The sequence below is a fragment of the Streptomyces sp. D2-8 genome, from assembly GCF_023184515.1.
Classification (GTDB): domain Bacteria; phylum Actinomycetota; class Actinomycetes; order Streptomycetales; family Streptomycetaceae; genus Streptomyces.
Genome location: NZ_JAAHBP010000005.1, coordinates 227,181 through 245,184, shown reverse-complemented (window position 1 = coordinate 245,184; position 18,004 = coordinate 227,181). Strand labels below are relative to the sequence as shown.

Annotated in this window: 18 protein-coding genes; 9 read left to right on the top strand and 9 right to left on the bottom strand. The window is 73.2% G+C overall.

What is annotated here, in order from left to right; genetic code table 11:
* Positions 1-37 precede the first annotated feature (37 nt).
* The gene (locus G3I77_RS13025) at positions 38-616 is read right to left on the bottom strand and encodes a TetR family transcriptional regulator (RefSeq protein ID WP_248503308.1); all 579 of its coding nucleotides are present in this window, start codon (positions 614-616) and stop codon (positions 38-40) included.
* Positions 617-745: 129 nt separating this feature from the next.
* Between G3I77_RS13025 and G3I77_RS13020 the strand changes: the two genes are divergently transcribed.
* Both G3I77_RS13020 and G3I77_RS13010 read left to right on the top strand, forming a co-directional pair.
* Positions 746-1,945, top strand: a complete 1,200-nt coding sequence (locus G3I77_RS13020) for an MFS transporter (RefSeq protein ID WP_248503307.1) — start codon at positions 746-748, stop codon at positions 1,943-1,945.
* Positions 1,946-2,257: 312 nt separating this feature from the next.
* Positions 2,258-2,467 carry a GntR family transcriptional regulator gene (locus tag G3I77_RS13010; RefSeq protein WP_248503305.1) on the top strand — a complete coding sequence of 70 codons (210 nt, stop codon included), beginning with the start codon at positions 2,258-2,260 and terminating at the stop codon, positions 2,465-2,467.
* 68 nt (positions 2,468-2,535) lie between these two features.
* Here G3I77_RS13010 and G3I77_RS13005 read toward each other — a convergent pair whose 3' ends face one another.
* The 6 genes from G3I77_RS13005 to G3I77_RS12980 form a co-directional block, all read right to left on the bottom strand.
* Entirely contained in the window at positions 2,536-4,197 is a 1,662-nt protein-coding gene (locus G3I77_RS13005) for a long-chain fatty acid--CoA ligase (RefSeq protein ID WP_248503303.1), read from the bottom strand.
* A 149-nt stretch (positions 4,198-4,346) separates the two neighbouring features.
* Positions 4,347-4,907, bottom strand: coding sequence for a SigE family RNA polymerase sigma factor (locus G3I77_RS13000; protein WP_248503301.1), 561 nt, complete (start codon positions 4,905-4,907; stop codon positions 4,347-4,349).
* A 133-nt stretch (positions 4,908-5,040) separates the two neighbouring features.
* Positions 5,041-6,213: a lipid-transfer protein gene (locus tag G3I77_RS12995; RefSeq protein ID WP_248503299.1), complete on the bottom strand. Its 1,173-nt coding sequence runs from the start codon at positions 6,211-6,213 to the stop codon at positions 5,041-5,043.
* Complete coding sequence (locus G3I77_RS12990; protein ID WP_248503296.1) at positions 6,210-6,593, bottom strand: MaoC family dehydratase; 384 nt, start codon at positions 6,591-6,593, stop codon at positions 6,210-6,212. Before G3I77_RS12990 ends, G3I77_RS12995 begins: the two co-directional genes overlap by 4 nt.
* Complete coding sequence (locus G3I77_RS12985; protein ID WP_248503294.1) at positions 6,590-7,504, bottom strand: bifunctional MaoC family dehydratase N-terminal/OB-fold nucleic acid binding domain-containing protein; 915 nt, start codon at positions 7,502-7,504, stop codon at positions 6,590-6,592. Before G3I77_RS12985 ends, G3I77_RS12990 begins: the two co-directional genes overlap by 4 nt.
* A 160-nt stretch (positions 7,505-7,664) precedes the next feature.
* Complete coding sequence (locus tag G3I77_RS12980) at positions 7,665-7,991, bottom strand: hypothetical protein (protein ID WP_248503292.1); 327 nt, start codon at positions 7,989-7,991, stop codon at positions 7,665-7,667.
* 370 nt (positions 7,992-8,361) lie between these two features.
* Between G3I77_RS12980 and G3I77_RS12975 the strand changes: the two genes are divergently transcribed.
* The 4 genes from G3I77_RS12975 (at position 8,362) to G3I77_RS12960 (ending at position 10,961) form a co-directional block, all read left to right on the top strand.
* Positions 8,362-9,237 carry a bifunctional DNA primase/polymerase gene (locus G3I77_RS12975; protein WP_248503290.1) on the top strand — a complete coding sequence of 292 codons (876 nt, stop codon included), beginning with the start codon at positions 8,362-8,364 and terminating at the stop codon, positions 9,235-9,237.
* Between the two features lie 37 nt (positions 9,238-9,274).
* Positions 9,275-9,739 (top strand): hypothetical protein, encoded by a 465-nt coding sequence (locus G3I77_RS12970; RefSeq protein ID WP_248503287.1) that lies wholly within the window; start codon positions 9,275-9,277, stop codon positions 9,737-9,739.
* A gap of 9 nt (positions 9,740-9,748) precedes the next feature.
* Positions 9,749-10,273 carry a DinB family protein gene (locus tag G3I77_RS12965; RefSeq protein WP_248503285.1) on the top strand — a complete coding sequence of 175 codons (525 nt, stop codon included), beginning with the start codon at positions 9,749-9,751 and terminating at the stop codon, positions 10,271-10,273.
* A 115-nt stretch (positions 10,274-10,388) separates the two neighbouring features.
* The gene (locus G3I77_RS12960) at positions 10,389-10,961 is read left to right on the top strand and encodes a GNAT family N-acetyltransferase (protein ID WP_248503283.1); all 573 of its coding nucleotides are present in this window, start codon (positions 10,389-10,391) and stop codon (positions 10,959-10,961) included.
* 167 nt (positions 10,962-11,128) lie between these two features.
* Here the strand turns inward: G3I77_RS12960 and G3I77_RS12955 are convergent, their stop codons facing one another.
* On the bottom strand, positions 11,129-15,247 hold the full coding sequence (locus G3I77_RS12955; protein ID WP_248503281.1) for a WD40 repeat domain-containing protein: 4,119 nt from the start codon (positions 15,245-15,247) through the stop codon (positions 11,129-11,131).
* 467 nt (positions 15,248-15,714) lie between these two features.
* Here G3I77_RS12955 and G3I77_RS12950 point away from each other — a divergent pair, with 467 nt between their 5' ends.
* The 3 genes from G3I77_RS12950 (at position 15,715) to G3I77_RS12940 (ending at position 17,201) form a co-directional block, all read left to right on the top strand.
* Entirely contained in the window at positions 15,715-16,128 is a 414-nt protein-coding gene (locus G3I77_RS12950; RefSeq protein WP_248503279.1) for a hypothetical protein, read from the top strand.
* Between the two features lie 86 nt (positions 16,129-16,214).
* Positions 16,215-16,430, top strand: coding sequence for a ferredoxin (locus G3I77_RS12945; RefSeq protein ID WP_248503277.1), 216 nt, complete (start codon positions 16,215-16,217; stop codon positions 16,428-16,430).
* A 9-nt stretch (positions 16,431-16,439) separates the two neighbouring features.
* Positions 16,440-17,201: a PIG-L deacetylase family protein gene (locus tag G3I77_RS12940; protein ID WP_248503274.1), complete on the top strand. Its 762-nt coding sequence runs from the start codon at positions 16,440-16,442 to the stop codon at positions 17,199-17,201.
* A 13-nt stretch (positions 17,202-17,214) separates the two neighbouring features.
* Here the strand turns inward: G3I77_RS12940 and G3I77_RS12935 are convergent, their stop codons facing one another.
* Positions 17,215-17,985 (bottom strand): glycosyltransferase, encoded by a 771-nt coding sequence (locus G3I77_RS12935; protein ID WP_248503271.1) that lies wholly within the window; start codon positions 17,983-17,985, stop codon positions 17,215-17,217.
* Positions 17,986-18,004 lie beyond the last annotated feature (19 nt).

The following is an 18,004-nucleotide window of genomic DNA, read 5'->3' as shown; positions in this document are numbered from 1 at the left end:
CGCCGTCGGCAGGACCTGGCACGCCGACCGGGCGGTCCTAGCGCGCCGTCAGCCGGCGCGCCGCCTCCTTCACCGATGCCCGCAGGCGGTCCCGGTCCGGCTCGCCCTCGCCGACCAGGATGCGCCGCATCTGCGGGACGACGGCGGTCCAGTTGGCGAGGGCGGTCAGCAGGAACAGCAGGTCGGCCGCCGGGATCGCGTCCGTGACGGCTCCGCGCCGCTGCCCCTCCCGGAGGGCGGCGACCTTGCGGGCGTAGTGCTCCTGGCGGTCGGACTCGTGGGGCAGTTCGGTGCTGCCGTACTCCAGGCCCTCCCAGAAGAGCAGGCGCAGCAGCTCCGGGTGGGCGGCGTGGTAGTCCATCAGGCGGTCGATCCAGCTCTCGATGTCGTCCGGGTCGACCGGGACGGCCTCGGCGAGGTGGAGCATCTTCCTCTCGAGGACGATCGCGAACAGCTCCGCCTTGTTGCCGAAATAGGCGTAGATGAGCTGCTTGTTGGCCTTCGCCTCGCCTGCGATGCGGTCGATGCGGGCACCGGCGATGCCGTGCCGGGCGAACTCGGCGACCGCCGCCTCGAAGATCCGGGCCTTGGTGGCCTCGGGGTCCCTTGCTGCCATGGGAGAGAGGGTAGCGCGCCGAGTAACCAACCGTTTGGTTGACAGGGAAGGGCGGGGCGACCCAGACTGTTCCCTCATCAGCCAACCAACCAGTTAGTTGCTAGAGTCGACTCCAAGGAGTCCCCTCCCATGCCGTCAGCGACCACCACCGCCGCCCGGGTCACGACCCCTGTCCGGCAGGCCCGCACACCCGCCCCCGGCCTCTTCCTCACGCTGCTCGCGGTGTGCAGCGCGGTCACCGCCGCCAACATCTACCTCGCCGCGCCGCTGCTCCCGCTCATGGCCCGCGACTTCGGCTCGGCGCCCTCGGCCATCGCCTGGATCGCCTCGGTCGCCCAGCTCGGCTACGCGGTCGGGCTGCTGTTCTTCGCCCCGCTCGGCGACCGTGCGAACCGGCGCCGGCTGGTCGCCGGGCTCACGCTCGTCACCGCTCTCGCGCTGGGTGCCAGTGCGGCCGCCCCGGGCGCCGCCGCCCTCGCGGTCGCGATGTTCGTCGCCTCGGCTGCGACCGTCATTCCTCAGCTGCTCGTCCCGCTGGTCGCCGAGCGGGCCCCCGCCGAGCGGCGTGCCCGGCATGTCGCGGCGGTCATCGGGGGCCTGTTCACCGGCATCGTCGGGGCCCGGGTGCTGGGCGGGCTGGCCGGGCAGGCCTTCGGCTGGCGGTGGGTGTTCGCGGGAGCGGCCCTGCTCACGCTCGCCCTGGGGCTCGCCACGGCGCTGGTCCTGCCGTCGCGGCGGCGCCGGGAAGGCCCGCTGTTCGCGGGGCTCGTCGCGCTGCCGTCGGTGCTGCGCAGCTCGCCGGAGCTGTGGCGGGCGTGTGTGCGGCAGGCCGGGATGTTCGGTGCGTGGAGCGCGCTGTGGACCTCATTGGCCCTGCTGCTGACCGGGGCGGAGTACGGGCTGTCCACCGCGACCGCCGGGCTGTTCGGGCTGTTCGGGCTGACCGCGAGTGCGGTGGCGCCGCCGGCCGGCGGGCTCGTGGACCGGTTCGGGGCGGCGCGGGTCGTGCGGTCCGCGTATCTGATCGCCGCCGTGTCCGTGCCGCTGTTCTGGCTGGGCGGGCAGGTGCTGGGGGCGCTGTTCGCCGCCGCGATCGCCGTGCACGCGGCGCTGGTCGCCTCCCACGTGGCCAACCAGACCCTCGCCCTGACCGCGACGTCCACTCCCGCCACGGCCAACACCGCCTACGTGGTCGCCGGTTTCGCGGGCGGCGCCGCCGCTTCGGCCCTCGCGGGGGTTGCCTTCAGCCACGTCGGGTGGGGCGGGGTGTGCGGGGTCGCGGGTGTGTGGCTGGTGCTGGGGTGGGGGTTGAGCTGGTCGCGGCGGTGAGGTGGGGCTGCTGCGCGACTCGGGCTGCGAAACGCAGGGCAGGGGCTGGCAGACCCCTCACCCGCCGCGTGCGCACGGATCAGGCGCCCCCGGAGAGATGGGGCCCCTGGTTTTGCATCTGCGGCTAGAACCTGTCCGGGTGGTTGAGGCGTCGGCCCCGGCTCTCGGCGATGCGGAGCGCATCCCGTAAAGCCTCGGTCAACCGTTCGGCGAGGTAGCGGAGATCACCGGGCGGGGACCCGGGAAGCAAGGCGAGGGCGTGGCCGACGAGTTGGTCGCCCATGCGGAGCTGCGTCGACTCCGTGGGCCGAGGTGGTTCGCGGCCGGATCGCGGACGGCACCTGTCCGCCGCGCACCCGTGTCCCCTCCGTCGTACAGCTCACCTCGGAGTTCGGGGTCGCCAACGCGACGGCGCACAAGGTGCTTCGGGCGCTGCGCGAAGAGGGACTGACGTACACCGAGCCGGGTCTCGGCTCTTTTGTCACCGAGCAGTCCGAGAGCGCTGGATCCGCCGACGCGTAGGGCGATTCCCACCACGCAGTACGAGGGAGCCCCCGGCCGCAGCCAGGGGCTCCTCGGGGGCCGGCCGGTCAGCCGAGGGACGTGATGTCCAGCTCGCCCTGCGCGTACTGCCTGCGCAGCACCTTCTTGTCGAACTTTCCAACGCTCGTCTTCGGGACGGCCTCGATGACCGTCCAGCGCTCCGGGAGCTGCCACTTGGCGATGCGGCCCTCGTCGGCGAGGAAACTGCGCAGGGTCTCGAAGGTGGCGGTGGAGCCCTCCTTGAGGACGACCGTGGCCAGGGGGCGCTCGCCCCACTTGTCGTCGGGGACGGCGACCACGGCCGCCTCGGCGACGTCCGGGTGGGACATCAGCGCGTTCTCCAGCTCCACCGACGAGATCCACTCGCCGCCGGACTTGATGACGTCCTTGGCCCGGTCGGTGAGGGTGAGGAAGCCGTCGGCGGAAATCGTGCCGACGTCGCCCGTCTTGAGCCAGCCGTCCTCGCTGAACTTGTCGGCGGGGCGCAGCGGCTCGGCGTCCGGGCCGTTGTAGTACGCGCCCGCGATCCAGGGGCCGCGCACCTCCAGCTCGCCGGCGGACTCGCCGTCCCAGGGGAGGCGTTCGCCGCCGGGTCCGGTCAGGCGGGCCTCGACGCCGGCCGGGAAGCGGCCCTGGGTGAGGCGGTAGGCGAGCTCCTCCTCCGTGCCGGCGGCCACACCGGTCGGCGGACGGGCGATCGTGCCGAGCGGGGACGTCTCCGTCATGCCCCAGGCGTGGCAGACCCGCATGCCCAGCTTGTCGAAGGCCTCCATCAGCGCGGGCGGACAGGCCGAGCCGCCGATGGTGACCTGGCCGAGGCAGGAGACGTCACGGGGGTTCGCGGTCAGCTCGGCGAGCAGGCCCTGCCAGATGGTGGGGACGGCGGCGGCGTGGGTCGGCCGCTCGCTCTCGATCATCGCGGCGAGCGGGGCCGGCTGGAGGAAACGGTCCGGCATCAGCATGTTGACGCCGGTCATGAAGGTCGCGTGCGGCAGGCCCCAGGCGTTCACATGGAACTGGGGCACCACGACCAGCGAGGTGTCCTCGTCGGTCAGCCCCATCGACTGGGCCATGTTGACCTGCATGGAGTGCAGATAGATGGAGCGGTGGCTGTAGACCACGCCCTTGGGGTCGCCGGTCGTGCCGGAGGTGTAGCACATGGCGGCGGCCTGGCGTTCGTCCAGCTCGGGCCAGTCGTACGAGGTCGGCTTGCCGGCGATCAGGTCCTCGTACTCGTGGACGCGTACGGCCGCGCCGTCGAGGAGCGAGCGGTCTCCGGGGCCGGTGACGACCACGTGCTCGACCGGCTTCAGGTGCGGCAGCAGGGGGGCGAGGAGGGGGAGCAGCGAACCGTTGGCGATGATCACGCGGTCGGCGGCGTGGTTGACGATCCAGGCCAGCTGCTCGGGCGGCAGGCGGAGGTTCAGGGTGTGGAGGACCGCACCCATGGACGGGATCGCGAAGTACGCCTCGACATGTTCCGCATTGTTCCAGGCCAGGGTTGCCACGCGCTCGTCGCCGGTGACCCCGAGGTCATCCCGCAGCGCGTGTGCCAGCTGGGCCGCGCGGGCGCCGATCTCCGCGAAGGAGCGGCGGTGCGGCTCGTCCTCACCGGTCCAGGTGGTCACCTGCGATGTCCCGTGGATCGTCGACCCGTGGGTCAGGATCCTCGAGATCAGCAGCGGTACGTCCTGCATCGTGCTCAGCACGGCGTCCTCCCGGGGGCGACATTGCCTACGCGGTGGTAAAGGTTGCGCTGATTCTGCGCACATACCACGCGGTATGTCACTAGCACCGGGGGATCGAACACATCACGCCATGCGGACCAGGGCGTTCCGCCGGCGGGCGGCTCGGCGCCTCACTGGCGGACAAGCCCCAGGTCAGCGTCCTCGCGGAGCTTGCCGAGCGCCCGCGAGACGGCCGACTTCACCGTGCCCACCGAAACGCCGAGCACCTCGGCCGTCTGGACTTCGCTGAGGTCCTCGTAATACCTGAGGACCACCATCGCCCGTTGCCGGGCGGGCAGCCGCATGATCGCCCGCCACATCGCGTCGCGCAGCGCCTGCTGCTCGGCCGGGTCGTCGACGCCGGCCACCGGGTCCGGCTCCGGCAGCTCGTCGCAGGCGAACTCGTCGACCTTGCGCTTGCGCCACTGCGAGGTCCGGGTGTTCAGCAGCGCCCGGCGCACATAGCCGTCGAGGGCCCGGTGGTCCTCGATGCGCTCCCAGGCGACGTACGTCTTGGCGAGGGCGGTCTGCAGCAGGTCCTCCGCGTCGCTCGGGTTGCCGGTGAGCGAGCGGGCAGTACGCAGCAGCACCGGCTGGCGGGCCTTGACGTACGACGAGAACGACGGATACGGAAGGGTCTGCGCCGCTGGTCCGGCCGCCTTCGAAGCGCTCGTGCAGACGAGTGTGGTCATGGCTCAACGCTATGAGCGACAGGACGGCGAGCGGATCGGCCGCAGGTCCCGAAGCGGGGTCCCCCTCAGGTTGTAGGGGTGGGGCTGACCGCACCTCCTCCAGGTGGAGCCCAGGGCCCGTGGTACTGCGGGTTCACCCCTGGGGGCCGGCGGTCAGCAGGAGCCCCGACGTCGGCACGCCCGTCCCCGCCGTCACCAGGATTCGCTCCGCTCCCGGTACCGGGTTCGCCGCCGTGCCCCTGATCTGCCGGACGGCCTCCGCGATGCCGTTCATGCCGTGCAGGTACGCCTCTCCCAGCTGCCCGCCGTGCGTGTTGAGGGGCAGCTGCGCCTCTGCCACGAAGTCCGCCGCCTCGCCGGGACCGCAGAAGCCGAACTCCTCCAGCTGCATCAGCACGAACGGCGTGAAGTGGTCGTAGAGGATGCCCACGTCGATGTCGGCCGGCGCGAGCCCCGAGGTGCGCCACAGCTGCCGGGCCACGACCGCGGTCTCGGGCAGGCCGGTCAGGTCGTCGCGGTAGAAGCTGGTCATCTGCTCCTGGGCGCGCCCGGCTCCCTGGGCGGCCGCGGTGATCACGGCGGGCGGGTGGGGCAGGTCGCGGGCCCGTTCGACGGAGGTGACGACGAGGGCCTGGCCGCCGTCGGTCTCCTGGCAGCAGTCCAGCAGCCGCAGCGGTTCGACGATCCAGCGCGAGGCGGCGTGGTCGGCCAGGGTGATGGGCCGGCCGTGGAAGTACGCCGCCGGGTTGGTCGCCGCGTACTTCCGGTCGACGACCGCCACGTGCCCGAAGGCCTCCGGGGTCAGCCCGTAGGTGTGGAGGTAGCGCTGGGCCGCCATGGCCACCCAGGAGGCCGGGGTGAGCAGGCCGAACGGCAGCGACCAGCCGAGGGCCGCGCCCTCCGCCGAGGGTTCCCGGTGCCGCACCCCGGAACCGAAGCGGCGGCCCGAGCGCTCGTTGAACGCCCGGTAGCAGACGACCACGTCGGCCACGCCCGCGGCGATCGCCAGGGCTGCCTGCTGGACGGTGGCGCAAGCCGCGCCGCCGCCGTAGTGGATCCGGGAGAAGAACGAGAGCTCCCCGATGCCCGCCGCCTGGGCGACGGTGATCTCGGGGCTGGTGTCCATGGTGAAGGTGACCATCCCGTCGACGTCGGCCGGTGTCAGCCCCGCGTCCGCGAGGGCCGCCCGCACCGCCTCGACGGCGAGGCGCAGTTCGCTGCGGCCCGAGTCCTTGGAGAACTCGGTGGCCCCCACACCGACGACGGCCGCGCGCCCGCCGAGACCGTCCCGCCCGCGCAGGCTCATGCCGGGACCCTCACCGTCACGGTGCCGGTGACGTGCTTGCCGAGGCCGTTCGCGCCGACGACCCGGACGGTCGCCGTGTCCCCGTCGACCTCCTCGACCGTGCCCGTCAGCACCATCGTGTCGCCGGGGTGGTTGGGCGCGCCGAGCTGGATGGCGACCCGGCGCAGCTCCGCGCGCGGGCCGAAGTGGTCCGTGATGTAGCGGCCGACCAGGCCGTTGGTCGTCAGGATGTTCATGAAGATGTCGGGGGAGCCCTTCTGCCGGGCGAGGTCCGGGTCGTGGTGGACGTCCTGGTAGTCGCGGGAGGCGATCGCCCCGGCGACGATCAGGGTGCGGGTGATGGGGATCTCCAGCGGCGGGAGCCGGTCGCCGGCCTTCACGGCGTCGCCCCCTGGAAGACGGGAAGCACCAGCTCGTCGTCGTAGCGCCGGAACTCCAGCCGCACCGGCATGCCGATCCGCACCTCGTCGTACGGCACTCCGACCACGTTGCTGACGATCCGCACGCCCTCGGCGAGTTCGATCAGTCCGACCGCGTACGGCGGTTCGAAGGCCGGGAAGGGCGGGTGGTGCATGACGACGTAGGAGTAGACGGTGCCCTCGCCGCTCGCCTCGACGGTGTCCCAGGCCGGGGAGCCGCATGCGTTGCAGCCCGGCAGCCAGGGGAAACGCAGCGCGCCGCAGCCGGTGCAGCGCTGGATGAGGAGCTCGTGGCGGGCCACGCCCTCCCAGAAGCCGGCGTTGTCGCGGTTGACGACCGGGCGGGGGCGGCGTTCGGCCGGCTTCGAAGGCCGGTGTGCGGGGGCGTACTTGAGGATGCGGAAGCGGTGGGTGCCGGCGAGTTCGCCGCCGGCCCGGACGTCCGTGCGGGTGGTGACGAAGTAGCCCGAGCCGAGTTTCGTGGTCTTGCGGCCGGACACCGACTCGATCACGGAGTCGAAGGTGATCTCGTCGCCCGGGCGCAGCGGGCGCAGGTACTCCTGTTCGCAGTCGGTGGCGACGACCGCGTCGTGACCCGACTCGTCGAGCAGGGTGAGGAGTTCGTCGTACGCGGCAGTGCGCTCCGGGCGGTGGGTGAGCCCGGCCATGGTCCATGCCTGGAGCATGGTGGGCGGAGCGATGGCGTCCGGTCCCGTGTACGCGGGGCTGGTGTCGCCCACGGCCTCGCACCAGTGCCTGATCATCGGCTCGTTGACCGGGTCGCGGCCGACGCCGGTGGCGGCGGCCGGCCGGCCCTCGTAGGCCTTCAGGCGCGCCTCGAACTCCTCGTGGACCTCCGGCTCACCACTCACGGTTTCTGACTGTCCGTCAGATACGGTGTCCCGTCAAGACCCCGCAGACACGAAAACGCCTGCGCGGCGGTACCGGAGTACCGCCGCTCAGACGCTTGTCACCCCACGAAGCACACCCCCACCGCACCCGGGCCGATGCCGGCGCACCGGCCCGCTCAGCTCACCACCACAGCGGGGAGAAGCTGACGGCGGTGTTGGCGTTGCCCTGGTTGACGGCCGTGAACTCCGAGCCGTTGACCTGGGCGGTGTTGCTCTGGTTCGAGGCGCCGTCACCGACGGCCTGTTGCTGGGTGGTGGCCGCGGTGCCGAAGTTGTCGCCGCCGACGCCGCTGCCGAGGATGCCCTGTTCGGCCTCCGTGGCGGACGCGATGGATCCGTTGTCCGCGAAGGCGCCGTTGTCCGCCGTCGCGACACCGGTGAACAGGGCGGCTGCGAGCGGCAGGGCGGAGACGGCTGCGATGACGCGGGCGGTACGGATGCTTGCCATGTTTCTTGCCCCTCCAGGACTGATCGAACCGAGGACGCACCGGCTCATGGCCGTTTCGTGCGTGAACCACTGCTGTCACCAGGGAAGTTGGCCGGCCGCCCCGGTGCGGTGCTCGACGTCGCGAGTCCAGAGTTGCCCACCGAATCCCCGGCGAACCGCACCGGAAGCCGCTATTCGCACGCAAGCGTGAGGACAAGTCGATAAACCCCTATCTGTCACTTCAGCCCCAGATGGGAGCGGAGGGGGACGTTCGAACCCAGGTGCCGCAAGGGGTGAAGCGTTCCAGCACGTTCCTCCGCCGCCGCCCGGCCACGGCGCGTCGCACCCGCTCCCTCTTTCCTTTTTCGAACATACGTACGAAACTAGAGTCATGGCCACCACCGACCGGCAGGCCACGACGCTGGCCCTCGCACACGCCCTGTCAGCCGCCGAACGCGGACTGGCCGTCATCCCCCTGTCCCGCTCCAAGCTCCCGGCGCTGCGCTCCCCGCACCGCGACGACCCCGCCCCCTCCCCCTGCCACGGCGCGTGCGGACGCCTCGGGCACGGGGTCTACGACGCCTCCAGCGACCCGGACCGCATCCGCGAACTGTTCGCCGCCGCGCCCTGGGCGACCGGCTACGGCATCGCCTGCGGGCTGCCCCCGCACCATCTGATCGGCCTCGACCTGGACGTGAAGACCGGCACGGACTCCTCGGCCGCCCTGCGCGAGCTGGCGCTGCGGCACCTGTTCACGATCCCGCCGACCGTGGTCGTCGTGACCCCGTCCGGCGGGCGTCATCTGTGGCTGAGCGGCCCGCCCGAGGTGGTCGTCCCCAACTCGGCGGGCCGGCTCGCCCCCGGCATCGACATCCGGGGCGCGGGCGGCTACCTGGTCGGCCCCGGCTCCCGCACGGGCCAGGGTGTGTACGCCGCCGCCCCGGGCACCGCGCACCTGGCCCCCGCCCGCTGCCCGCGCTCCCTCCTGCGGCTGCTGCTCCCGCCGCCCCGCGCCCACCACCCCCACCACCCGGTGCCCCCGGCGGCCGGCGGGCACGGCCAGGGCCTGGTCCAGTTCGTCCTGGCCGCGCACGAGGGCCAGCGCAACACCCGACTGTTCTGGGCGGCCTGCCGGGCCTACGAGGACGGCATCGGCCCGGCGCTGGTGGATCCCCTGGTCGAGGCAGCCCTCCAGAGCGGCCTGTCCGAGCGGGAGGCCAGGGCGACGATCGCGTCGGCGGCACGGCTGACGGGGCACCGGCCGTGAGCAAGGCCCCGCCCATGACCACCACCGAAAGACCTCGATGCAACGCCACGCAAACACGCCGGCCCTGGCGCTCGCCCGCCTCGTCCTGGCCTGCGGCCGCTCGGTGGACCTCGCCGAGCTGCGGTTCTCGTCGACGTACGGCGACCTCCAGGACGGCTACCCCTGCAAGCCGCTGAACGACCTGCGGATCCAGGGCCTCCTGCACGCCGCCGAGCGGTCCCGCCCGGGCACCCCGGTGCACCTCGTCCCGCCGCGGCGCGAGTACCCCGACCAGTACGCGGGCGGCCTCGGGCCGGTCGAGGTGCTGCCCGCCGTGGCCTGCCTCGGCACGTTCCACTCCGCCGCCCTGGACCCGGCCCGCGACCCGGTCGCCTACCGCTCGCGCCTGACCGTCGTCTGGTTCCAGTCCACGCCCCGCCTGCCGTCGGACTGCGACGCCGAGCCCGCGCTGCGGAACCTCGACTGGCCGGGACTGGCCCGGGACGCCCCGGCGCCCCCGTAGGGTCGGTCGATGAGCGCTTCCCGTACGGAACTGCCCCGCTGGCAGTTCGAGTTCACCTGGTCACTGTTCGAGTACCACCTGGAGCGGCTGGAGCCCGGGGACTTCCTCTGGGAGCCGGCGGAGCTCTGCTGGACGATGCGCCGGGGCCCCGACGGCACCTGGGTCCCGGACTGGGCGGACACCGAGCCCGACCCGGTCCCCGTGCCCACCCTGGGGTGGGTGAGCTGGCACATCGGATGGTGGTGGAGCGTCACCCTCGACCACGCACAGGGCCGCCCGCCCCGCGACCGGGCGGACATCGTCTGGCCCGGTGAGGGCGCCCCGACGGTCGAGTGGCTGCGGGACCTGCGCACCCAGTGGCTGAAGGTCCTGGACGACCTCACCGACCAGGACCTGGACGACACGGCCCCGTTCCCCTGGCCGAACGATCCCGAGCACACCGTCGAGCACATGGTGGCCTGGGTGAACGCGGAACTGATGAAGAACGTGAGCGAGATCGGCCAACTGCGGCTGCTGCGGGCGGCGTCCGCCTAGGACGTGGTGCCGTGGACCGTCGGCAGCAACCTCTCGAAGGCGCCGACGAGTTCCCCGCCGCGCTCCCGGACGATCTCGAGGGGCGCGGGTGTCCTGGGCGTGGCATCGTGGGGGCATGAGCATCGACGTTCGGCCGGCCACGGACTTCGAGGACGTCCGTGCCGTGCTCGGGCCGAAGTCGCCCGGGGCGAACGTCTGCTGGTGTCTGAGCTACCGGATCCCCTCCAGGCTCAACAACGACCTGCGCGGCCCGGCCCGCGGCGCGTACGTCGCCGAGCTGTGCCGCGCGGAGCCGCCCCCGGGCGTGCTCGCCTACGACGGTGACGAGCCGGTCGGCTGGGCCGCCGTCGCCCCGCGCGCGGACACCTCCTTCGCCCGCAACCGCAAGATCCCGCACGTCGACGATCTGCCGGTGTGGTCGCTCTGGTGCGTCCGGGTCCGCCCCGGCCATCGCAAGCAGGGCATCTCGCACGCCCTCATCGCCGGTGCCGTCGAGTTCGCCCGGGACCGGGGCGCACCGGCGATCGAGGCGTACCCGCTGGACAACGGTGACGCCACGGTCGACCTGACGATGGCGTACGCGGGTCTGCGGAAGAACTTCGAACGCGCCGGATTCGCCCACGCGGCGGACACGGCCTCGGTCCTGGCCGGTCATCCCCGGATTCTGATGCGCCTCGACCTGCGCTGAAAAAGGGCCCGACCGCTGGCGACGGGGGATGCACCAGCGGTCGAGCTATGGCCAAGGGTAACAAGCGCTTGCCCGCCGCGAGCCGACTGACCGTCAGGAAAGCCCCGGTTGTGACTCGTATCACTCAACTGCCGTGACTACCGGGCCCGTTGCGCGAGCCGGCCTCGTCAGCCGTCGCACGGCGGGTCGTAGGAGAGCCGGGGCAGGTACTCCCGCCAGGTGTCCTGCGTCAGCACGCCCCGGGTCATCGCGCAGATGCGGCGGACGGCCGTGTCGACGTCGAGGTTCCAGAGCCGGATGGTGTCCGCGCCGCTGGACACCCCCAGCATCTGGCTGTTCGGACTGAACGCCAGGAAGGTGCCGGTCTTGGAGTGAGGGCTCATCGACTGCCCGATCGCGGAGGCGTCCGAGGGATCGGAGACGTTCCACAGCCGGACGGTGCTGTCGTTGCCGCCGCTGGCCAGGGTGCGGCCGTCCTGGCTGAACGTCAGCGACACGACCGCCTCCGTATGGCCCGTGAGCCGCGCCTGCCCGGACGCCTCGGCGGGGTCCGTGATGTCCCAGAGGCGGACCGAGGTGTCGTCGCCGGCGCTGGCCAGCGTGCGGCCGTCGCGGCTGTAGGCGAGCGCGTTGACCGCTCCGAGGTGGCCCCGCAGAGGCGCCCCGATCAGGGTCGCCCGGCCGGGGTCGGTCACGTTCCACAGCCGGATCGTGCCGTCCGCGCTGCCGCTGGCGAGCGTCCGGCCGTCCGGGCTGAACACGAGGTGGTTGACGTAGCCCTTGTGACCGGTGACGGGGGTGCCGAGCGGGCGCGGGCGGGCCGGGTCGGCGATGTTCCACAACTGGATGGTGCGGTCGTCGTAGGCGGTGGCCAGGACCCGCCCGTCCGGGCTTAAGGCCAGCGGGTCGGCGTACCGGATGTGCAGGGGGGCGGGTGAGCCGTGGCGGACAGGGCGTTCGGGGTCGCCGAGGTTCCACAGCTCCACCGCCCGGTTGCCCGTCACGACCGCGAGAGTGCGGCCGTCCGGGGAGAACTCCAGGGAGCGCACGTCGCCCTTGCCCGGGCGGAACGGTTCGCCCACCCGCACCGGCCTGCCGGGCGTCCGCACGTCCCACAGCCGGATCCGCCCGTCCCGCGCCGCCGTCGCGAGCAGCCGCCCGTCCGGCCGGAACACGCCGGTCCGGCCGACCATGTCCGACGTCGGCAGCGACCACAGGCGGACCTTGTTGTCGCCCGCCCCGGTGGCGAGGGTGCGCCCGTCGGGACTGAAGCCGAGCGCGTACATCTCGCCGCTGCTGCCCGCGAGGGGCCCGCCGACCTGCGACGGGTACTCCGGATCGCTGACCCTCCACAGACTCGCGGTGCTGTCCGCGCTGGCGGCGGCGAGCATGTTCCCGTCGGGGCTGAAGGCCACGGACCACACCGGCCCGGTGTGGCCGGTGAGCGGCGCGCCGATCGCGGCCGGGCGGCCCGGACCGGCCATGTTCCACAGGCGTACGGTGCCGTCCGCGCTGCCGCCGGCGAGCGTGCGCCCGTCGGGGCTGAAGGCCACCGAGTGCACGGTGGCGGTGTGGCCGGTCAGCGGCGACCCGGCCGGCTCCGGGCGCCCGGGGTCGGACACGTCCCACAGCCGGATCGTGCCGTCGTCGCCCCCCGCGGCCAGGGTCCGGCCGTCCGGGCCGAACGCCACCGACCGCACGGCGGCCGTGTGCCCGGTCAGGGGCTTGCCCAGGGCCCGCGGCCGGCGCGGGTCGGCCATGTTCCACAGCCGGACGGTGCCGTCGTCGGAGGCGGAGGCCAGCGTGCGCCCGTCCGGGCGGAAGGCGATCAGGTAGATCGTGCCGTCATGGCCGGTCAGGGGCCCGCCGAGCGACCTCGGGTGCCCGGGGTCGGTCACGTCCCACAGCCGGACGGTGCCGTCGTCGGAGGCGCTGGCGAGCGTCCGGCCGTCCGGGCTGAACACCGCGCTGCTCACCCAGCTCGTGTGGCCGGTGAGGGGCTTGCCCAGGGGCTTCGGGCGCTTGGGGTCGGCGACATCCCACAGCCGGACGGTCCGGTCGTAGCTGGCGGTGGCCAGGGTCTGCCCGTCCGGGCTGAAGGTCGTGAGGTAGACGGCGCCCGTGTGGCCGGTGAGGGGAGTGGCGAGCGGGGCGTTCACGATGGAGATCAGGCGGCTGTTCGCGCCCTTGTCGTCCGGCCGCAGCCCGTGCGCCACCAGGTCGAGCTGCGCGGACAGCGACGGATCGGTGTCCTGCACGCGGTCGGACTGGGCGAGCACCTGCTCGAAGACCGCTTCGTCCCGCTGCTTCCAGGCGACGACGGCCGCCCCGACGGCCAGTATCGCCAGCACGACCAGCGTCGCCACCGCGCCCCGGCTGATCCAGATGATCCGCCTGCGCAGCCGGACCGAGGCGGCCAGGAACTCCACCGCGCTGCGGGTCAGGAACGTGTCCCCGGCCGATCTCGCCCAGCCGTGCGCCTGTTCCAGCCGGGAACCCCGGTAGAGCAGGGACGTGTCGCGGTTCGACTCCTCCCAGGCCCGGCCGTCCTCCTCCAGGCGCTGGCGCAGCAGATTGCCCTGCCGGTCCTCGTCGATCCACTCGCGCAGCCGCGGCCAGGCGTGCAGCAGCGCCTCGTGGGTGATCTCCACGGTCTCCGCGTCGAGGGTCACCAGCCGGGCGCGCACCAGCGCTTCGAGGGACTCCTCGGTCTTGCCGGGGTCGGTCGCCTCCTGCGCCAGCTGCCGCCGGGTCCCGCGACGGCGGGTGGCCTGGGTGTCCTCGCCCAGCCGGACCAGGCGGAGCAGGAGCAGCCGGGCCGCGGTGCGCGCGGCCGGGTCGAGGCCGGTCCAGGCCCGCTCGGCGGTCGCCGCGACCGCGCCCTGGATGCCGCCGGCCGCGCGGTAGCCGGCCAGCGTGAGCCGGCCTCCCTTCCTGCGCTGCCAGGTGGCGAGCAGGGCGTGCGAGAGGAGCGGCAGCACACCGGCGTCGTGTGCCCCGCGCGGGCCGTCGGCGCTGACCTCCCGGACGATCAGCTCCGCCAGACCCGGCTCCAGCTCCAGGCCGACGGCCTTGGCCGGGCCGGTCACCGCCTCGCGCAGCTCCGGGGTGGTCAGCGGCCCGAGCACCATGTGCCGGTGCTGGAGCGCGTCGGCCAGCTCGGGGTACCTCAGGCAGCGGTCGTAGAAGTCGGCGCGTATGCCCAGCACCACGACCGCCGGGGCCGGTTCGCCGAACCCGGCGGGCGAGCAGGCCGCGTGCAGGACCTCGATGAAGGTGCGCCGGTCCGCCTCGTCGGGGCAGAGGGTGAAGGTCTCCTCGAACTGGTCCACGATGACGACCGGACGGGCCCCGGAGGGGGCTTCGCGCCGGGCCCAGGCGGCGACGGCCGCGCGGACGGCGTCGGTGAAGGGCGGAGCGTCGGGTTCCGTGGCGGGCGGGCCGCCGGGCTCCCGCGGTGCGGGCCCCCCTGCGGGGGAGGGTCCAGGAGCCCTCGCGCGGGCGGCGTCGGATCCGTCCCTCTCCGGCCGGGGGGTGGCTTCCCGGGGCGGGAGCCGGGCCGAGACGACGGGGGCCAGCTCGGGAATGCACCGGCTCAGCTCCGCCAGCGGATCACCGCCCGGTACGAGCTGCACGACCTCTCGCGCCCGGCCGCTCTCGTCGCCGTCGTCCCCGCCCAGCGCGCCGTCCCGCAGGGCGGGCACCAGACCGGCGTTCAGCAGCGAGGACTTCCCCGCCCCCGACGCGCCCACGAGCATGACCAAGCCGCCTTTTCCCGCGACGGCCCCGAGCTGGGTGACGAGCGCGTCCGTGCTCCGCTCCCGGCCGAAGAACCACCGGGCGTCCTCCCTGCGGTAGGAGGCCAGCCCCCGGTACGGGCACACCCCGCCGGGCGCGGACGCGGTCTCGTCCGCCGGCCGCTCCTCGGCCGCGGAGGCCGCGAGGCGCTCGCCGACCGGGTCGGCCACCGCGCGTTCCCACAGCCGCTGCCACTGGCCGAGGTCGTACAGACCGGGGGAGACCGGCGTGGGCCGCGAGCGCCGCGCGTCGGGAATCAGCACGTGCAGCACGGCCGCGAGAGCGGGGAACTGGGCGGGTACGTTCCGGGCCCGCCGCCAGTCGCTGATGCGCTGGGCGGACACCCGCACGGGCCGCCCGCGTTCGTCGACCCGCTGGAGCCGGACGACCGCTTCGGACACCCGCTTGAGAGGAGGGTTGCCGGCTTCCTTGTACAGCAGTGCGAGGCGTTCCGCGAAGGCGGTGCGTGCCCCTGAGTCGGAACTCAAGGTCTCAGCTCCTTACTTCCCACGCCTGGACGTCCGGACCGGAAAACTCACTCTATATGGCTGACCTGCGGCAATACCGTCCGCCAGGCACCGGAACCTCCTCCTCCATGGCCGGAAATGGCAGGATCCTGACGCAGCAGTGCACCTATCCGGTCAGCTTCCGTCCGACCCGGACGACGGCAGCTCCACCGTTCGGTACCGGTCCCCACGAGGGGAGGGACCGGTGCCGGACGACGTGGTGATCCTCCCCGGACGCCCCCGCCCCGCAGCCCCGGCCGACCCCGCCCCGCACCCTGGCGGACGTGCCCCCGGGCCCTGGCGGACCGCACCCTCCGACCCTGGATAACTGACGATCCGTCAGCTATGGTCGCCCTGCCGTACCGCTTCCGGAGCGATGTACAGGGGTGAGCGCAGTGGAGTCACGTCCCGAGAGCCCACGACCGCAGGGAGCTCCGCGCTGGGTCGCGATGTTCTACCGGCCGGCCGCGGGCTCCTGGCTGACGGCCGCGCAGTCGCCCCACCGCTCGCCCGTGCTGTACGCCCTCGGCGAGATGACCCAGACCATGCGCGCGCGGGGCGACGAGGTGACCGTCGCCCTGTGGGGGCCGAAGGACGGCGCGTGGCACCGGTTCGACGCCCCGCTGAAGCAGACCGCTGCATCTCAGCCGGATCCTGAGCCCTCCCCCGGCGAACCGGCCAAACTGGCGGAACGGATGACCGGCCGCCGCCACCAGGTCCTCATGGCCGGCCTGACCAAGGCGGGCCTCTACGACCTCTCCGCCGAGGACGACACGACCGTCCAGGCGCTGGTCGAACGGCTCGACGAGGCCGCCGTGCGCCGGGTCGCCCACTGGCTGGCCACCGCCGGGGGCGCGCGGTAACCGGGCCGGTTCAGCCGACGGCCCGCTGGGCAGTCAACTCCCGACGGCCACGGAACCCCGACGCCGTCAGGAGGGGGACAAAAGGCATGAAGGTCTCCGTAGACCGCGATCTCTGCTACGGCTCCGCCGAGTGCGCCCACCGGGCGCCGACGGTCTTCGAGTTCGTCGACGGCTACGGGGTCGTCCGTCCCGGCCGCGAGCAGGCGGGCGAGGAGCCGGAGGTCCTGGAGGCGGTGGAGAAGTGCCCGAGCCAGGCGATCACCCTCACCGAGGCGCCGCGGTCGGCGCCGGACGGGCCGTAGCGAGGGCGGATGCCGGTACCGAGCCTGCTCGCGGTCTTCGCCCATCCCGATGACGAATACCTGTCGGCGGGCGGCGTCCTGGCCCGCCACGCGTCCGCGGGCGCGCGCACGGCGGTCGTCACCGCGACCTGGTCGGCGGACACCCCCCGCGCCGCGGAGCTGGCCGAGGCGCTCCGCATCCTGGGCGCCGGCACACCCCGCATGCTGGGCTACGCCGACTCCCGCGTCCCGCACTCGGCCCCGGGCAGGCCGCGCTGGTGCGACGCTCCGCTGGACGAGGCGGTGCGGGAACTGGTCGCGCACCTCCGGGACTTCCGCCCGCAGATCGTCGTCACCCACGACGCCTACGGCGGGCTGACGGGACACGAGGACCATGTGCGCACCCACCGCGTGACCACGCTGGCGGTCCACGCCGCCGGCCTGGAACGCCTCTACCCGGACGCCGGAGAACCGTGGCAGCCGAGCGCCCTGTACCTGTCCACACACCCGCACTCGGCCGCCCGGGCATGGGGCGGGCACCTGGCCCCCGTGGGCAAGGCGGTGCACACGGTCCCCGACACACGCGTCACCGCCACCGTCGACGTCTCCCCCTGGCTGGACCGGAAGATCGCGGCGATCCTGGCCCACCGCACGGAGGTGACCCGGGGAGCCGCCCCGGGCCTCGTCGCCGCCCTCCCGGTGCCCGAACGGGACCGGCTGCTCGGCACGGAGTGGTACACCCGCCACGACCTGGCGCCCACGGCCCCGAAGGAGACCGAACTGCTCGCATAGAACCGCACTGCTCTCACAGAGCGGCCGGGGCACCCCACCGGAGTCGGGACAACGCCCTGGCCCTGGCCTCCACCACAGCCATCCGCACCTCCCGCTCGGCCCGGTCCGTATGGGCCGCCTGCCCGGTCACCTGCCCGTCCCACTTCCGGTACAGCAGGCCCACCTCCCCCGAGAACCAGCCCCGGCTCACCGCGTTCAGCGCCAGCAGCAGCCCCGTGTCCTCCGAGGCGGGCAGCGCCATCCATCCGCCCAGGGCGAGCAGCAACTCCCGGCGCACGAAGAGCGAGGCGGGATGCACCGGCGCGAGGAAGCCGTTCGCCTTCCAGTGCGCGAGCACGGCCCCGCGCTCGATCGGGCCCTGGTCCGGATCGCCCGGAAACCCGACGGTCGACCCGTCGGGCATGAGGTCGAGCACCCGCGACGTGGCCCAGCCGAGGTCCGGATCCCCTTCCAGCGCGGCGAGATCCCGCGCGAGCGCGCCCGGCGCCAACCGGTCGTCGGCGTCGAGGACCTTCACATACGCCCCGTCCCCGTGCGCCAGCGCCATGGTCCTCGCGACACCGGGCCCCCCGGCCCGCCCCTGCCGGAACGTCACGCGAGGATCCGCGGGCACATACGGCCTGACGCCTTCGCTCTCCCCGTCCTCCTGCACGACCCAGTGCCACTCCCAGCCCCCGGGAAGCCGCTGCGCGCACAACGACGCGTAGGCCTCCGGCAGAAACCGGGCATGGGGGCCGTGCACGGCGGTGACGACGACGATGCGCCGACTCACGGCGGCGTTCACCCACCCTTCTCCGACCGGC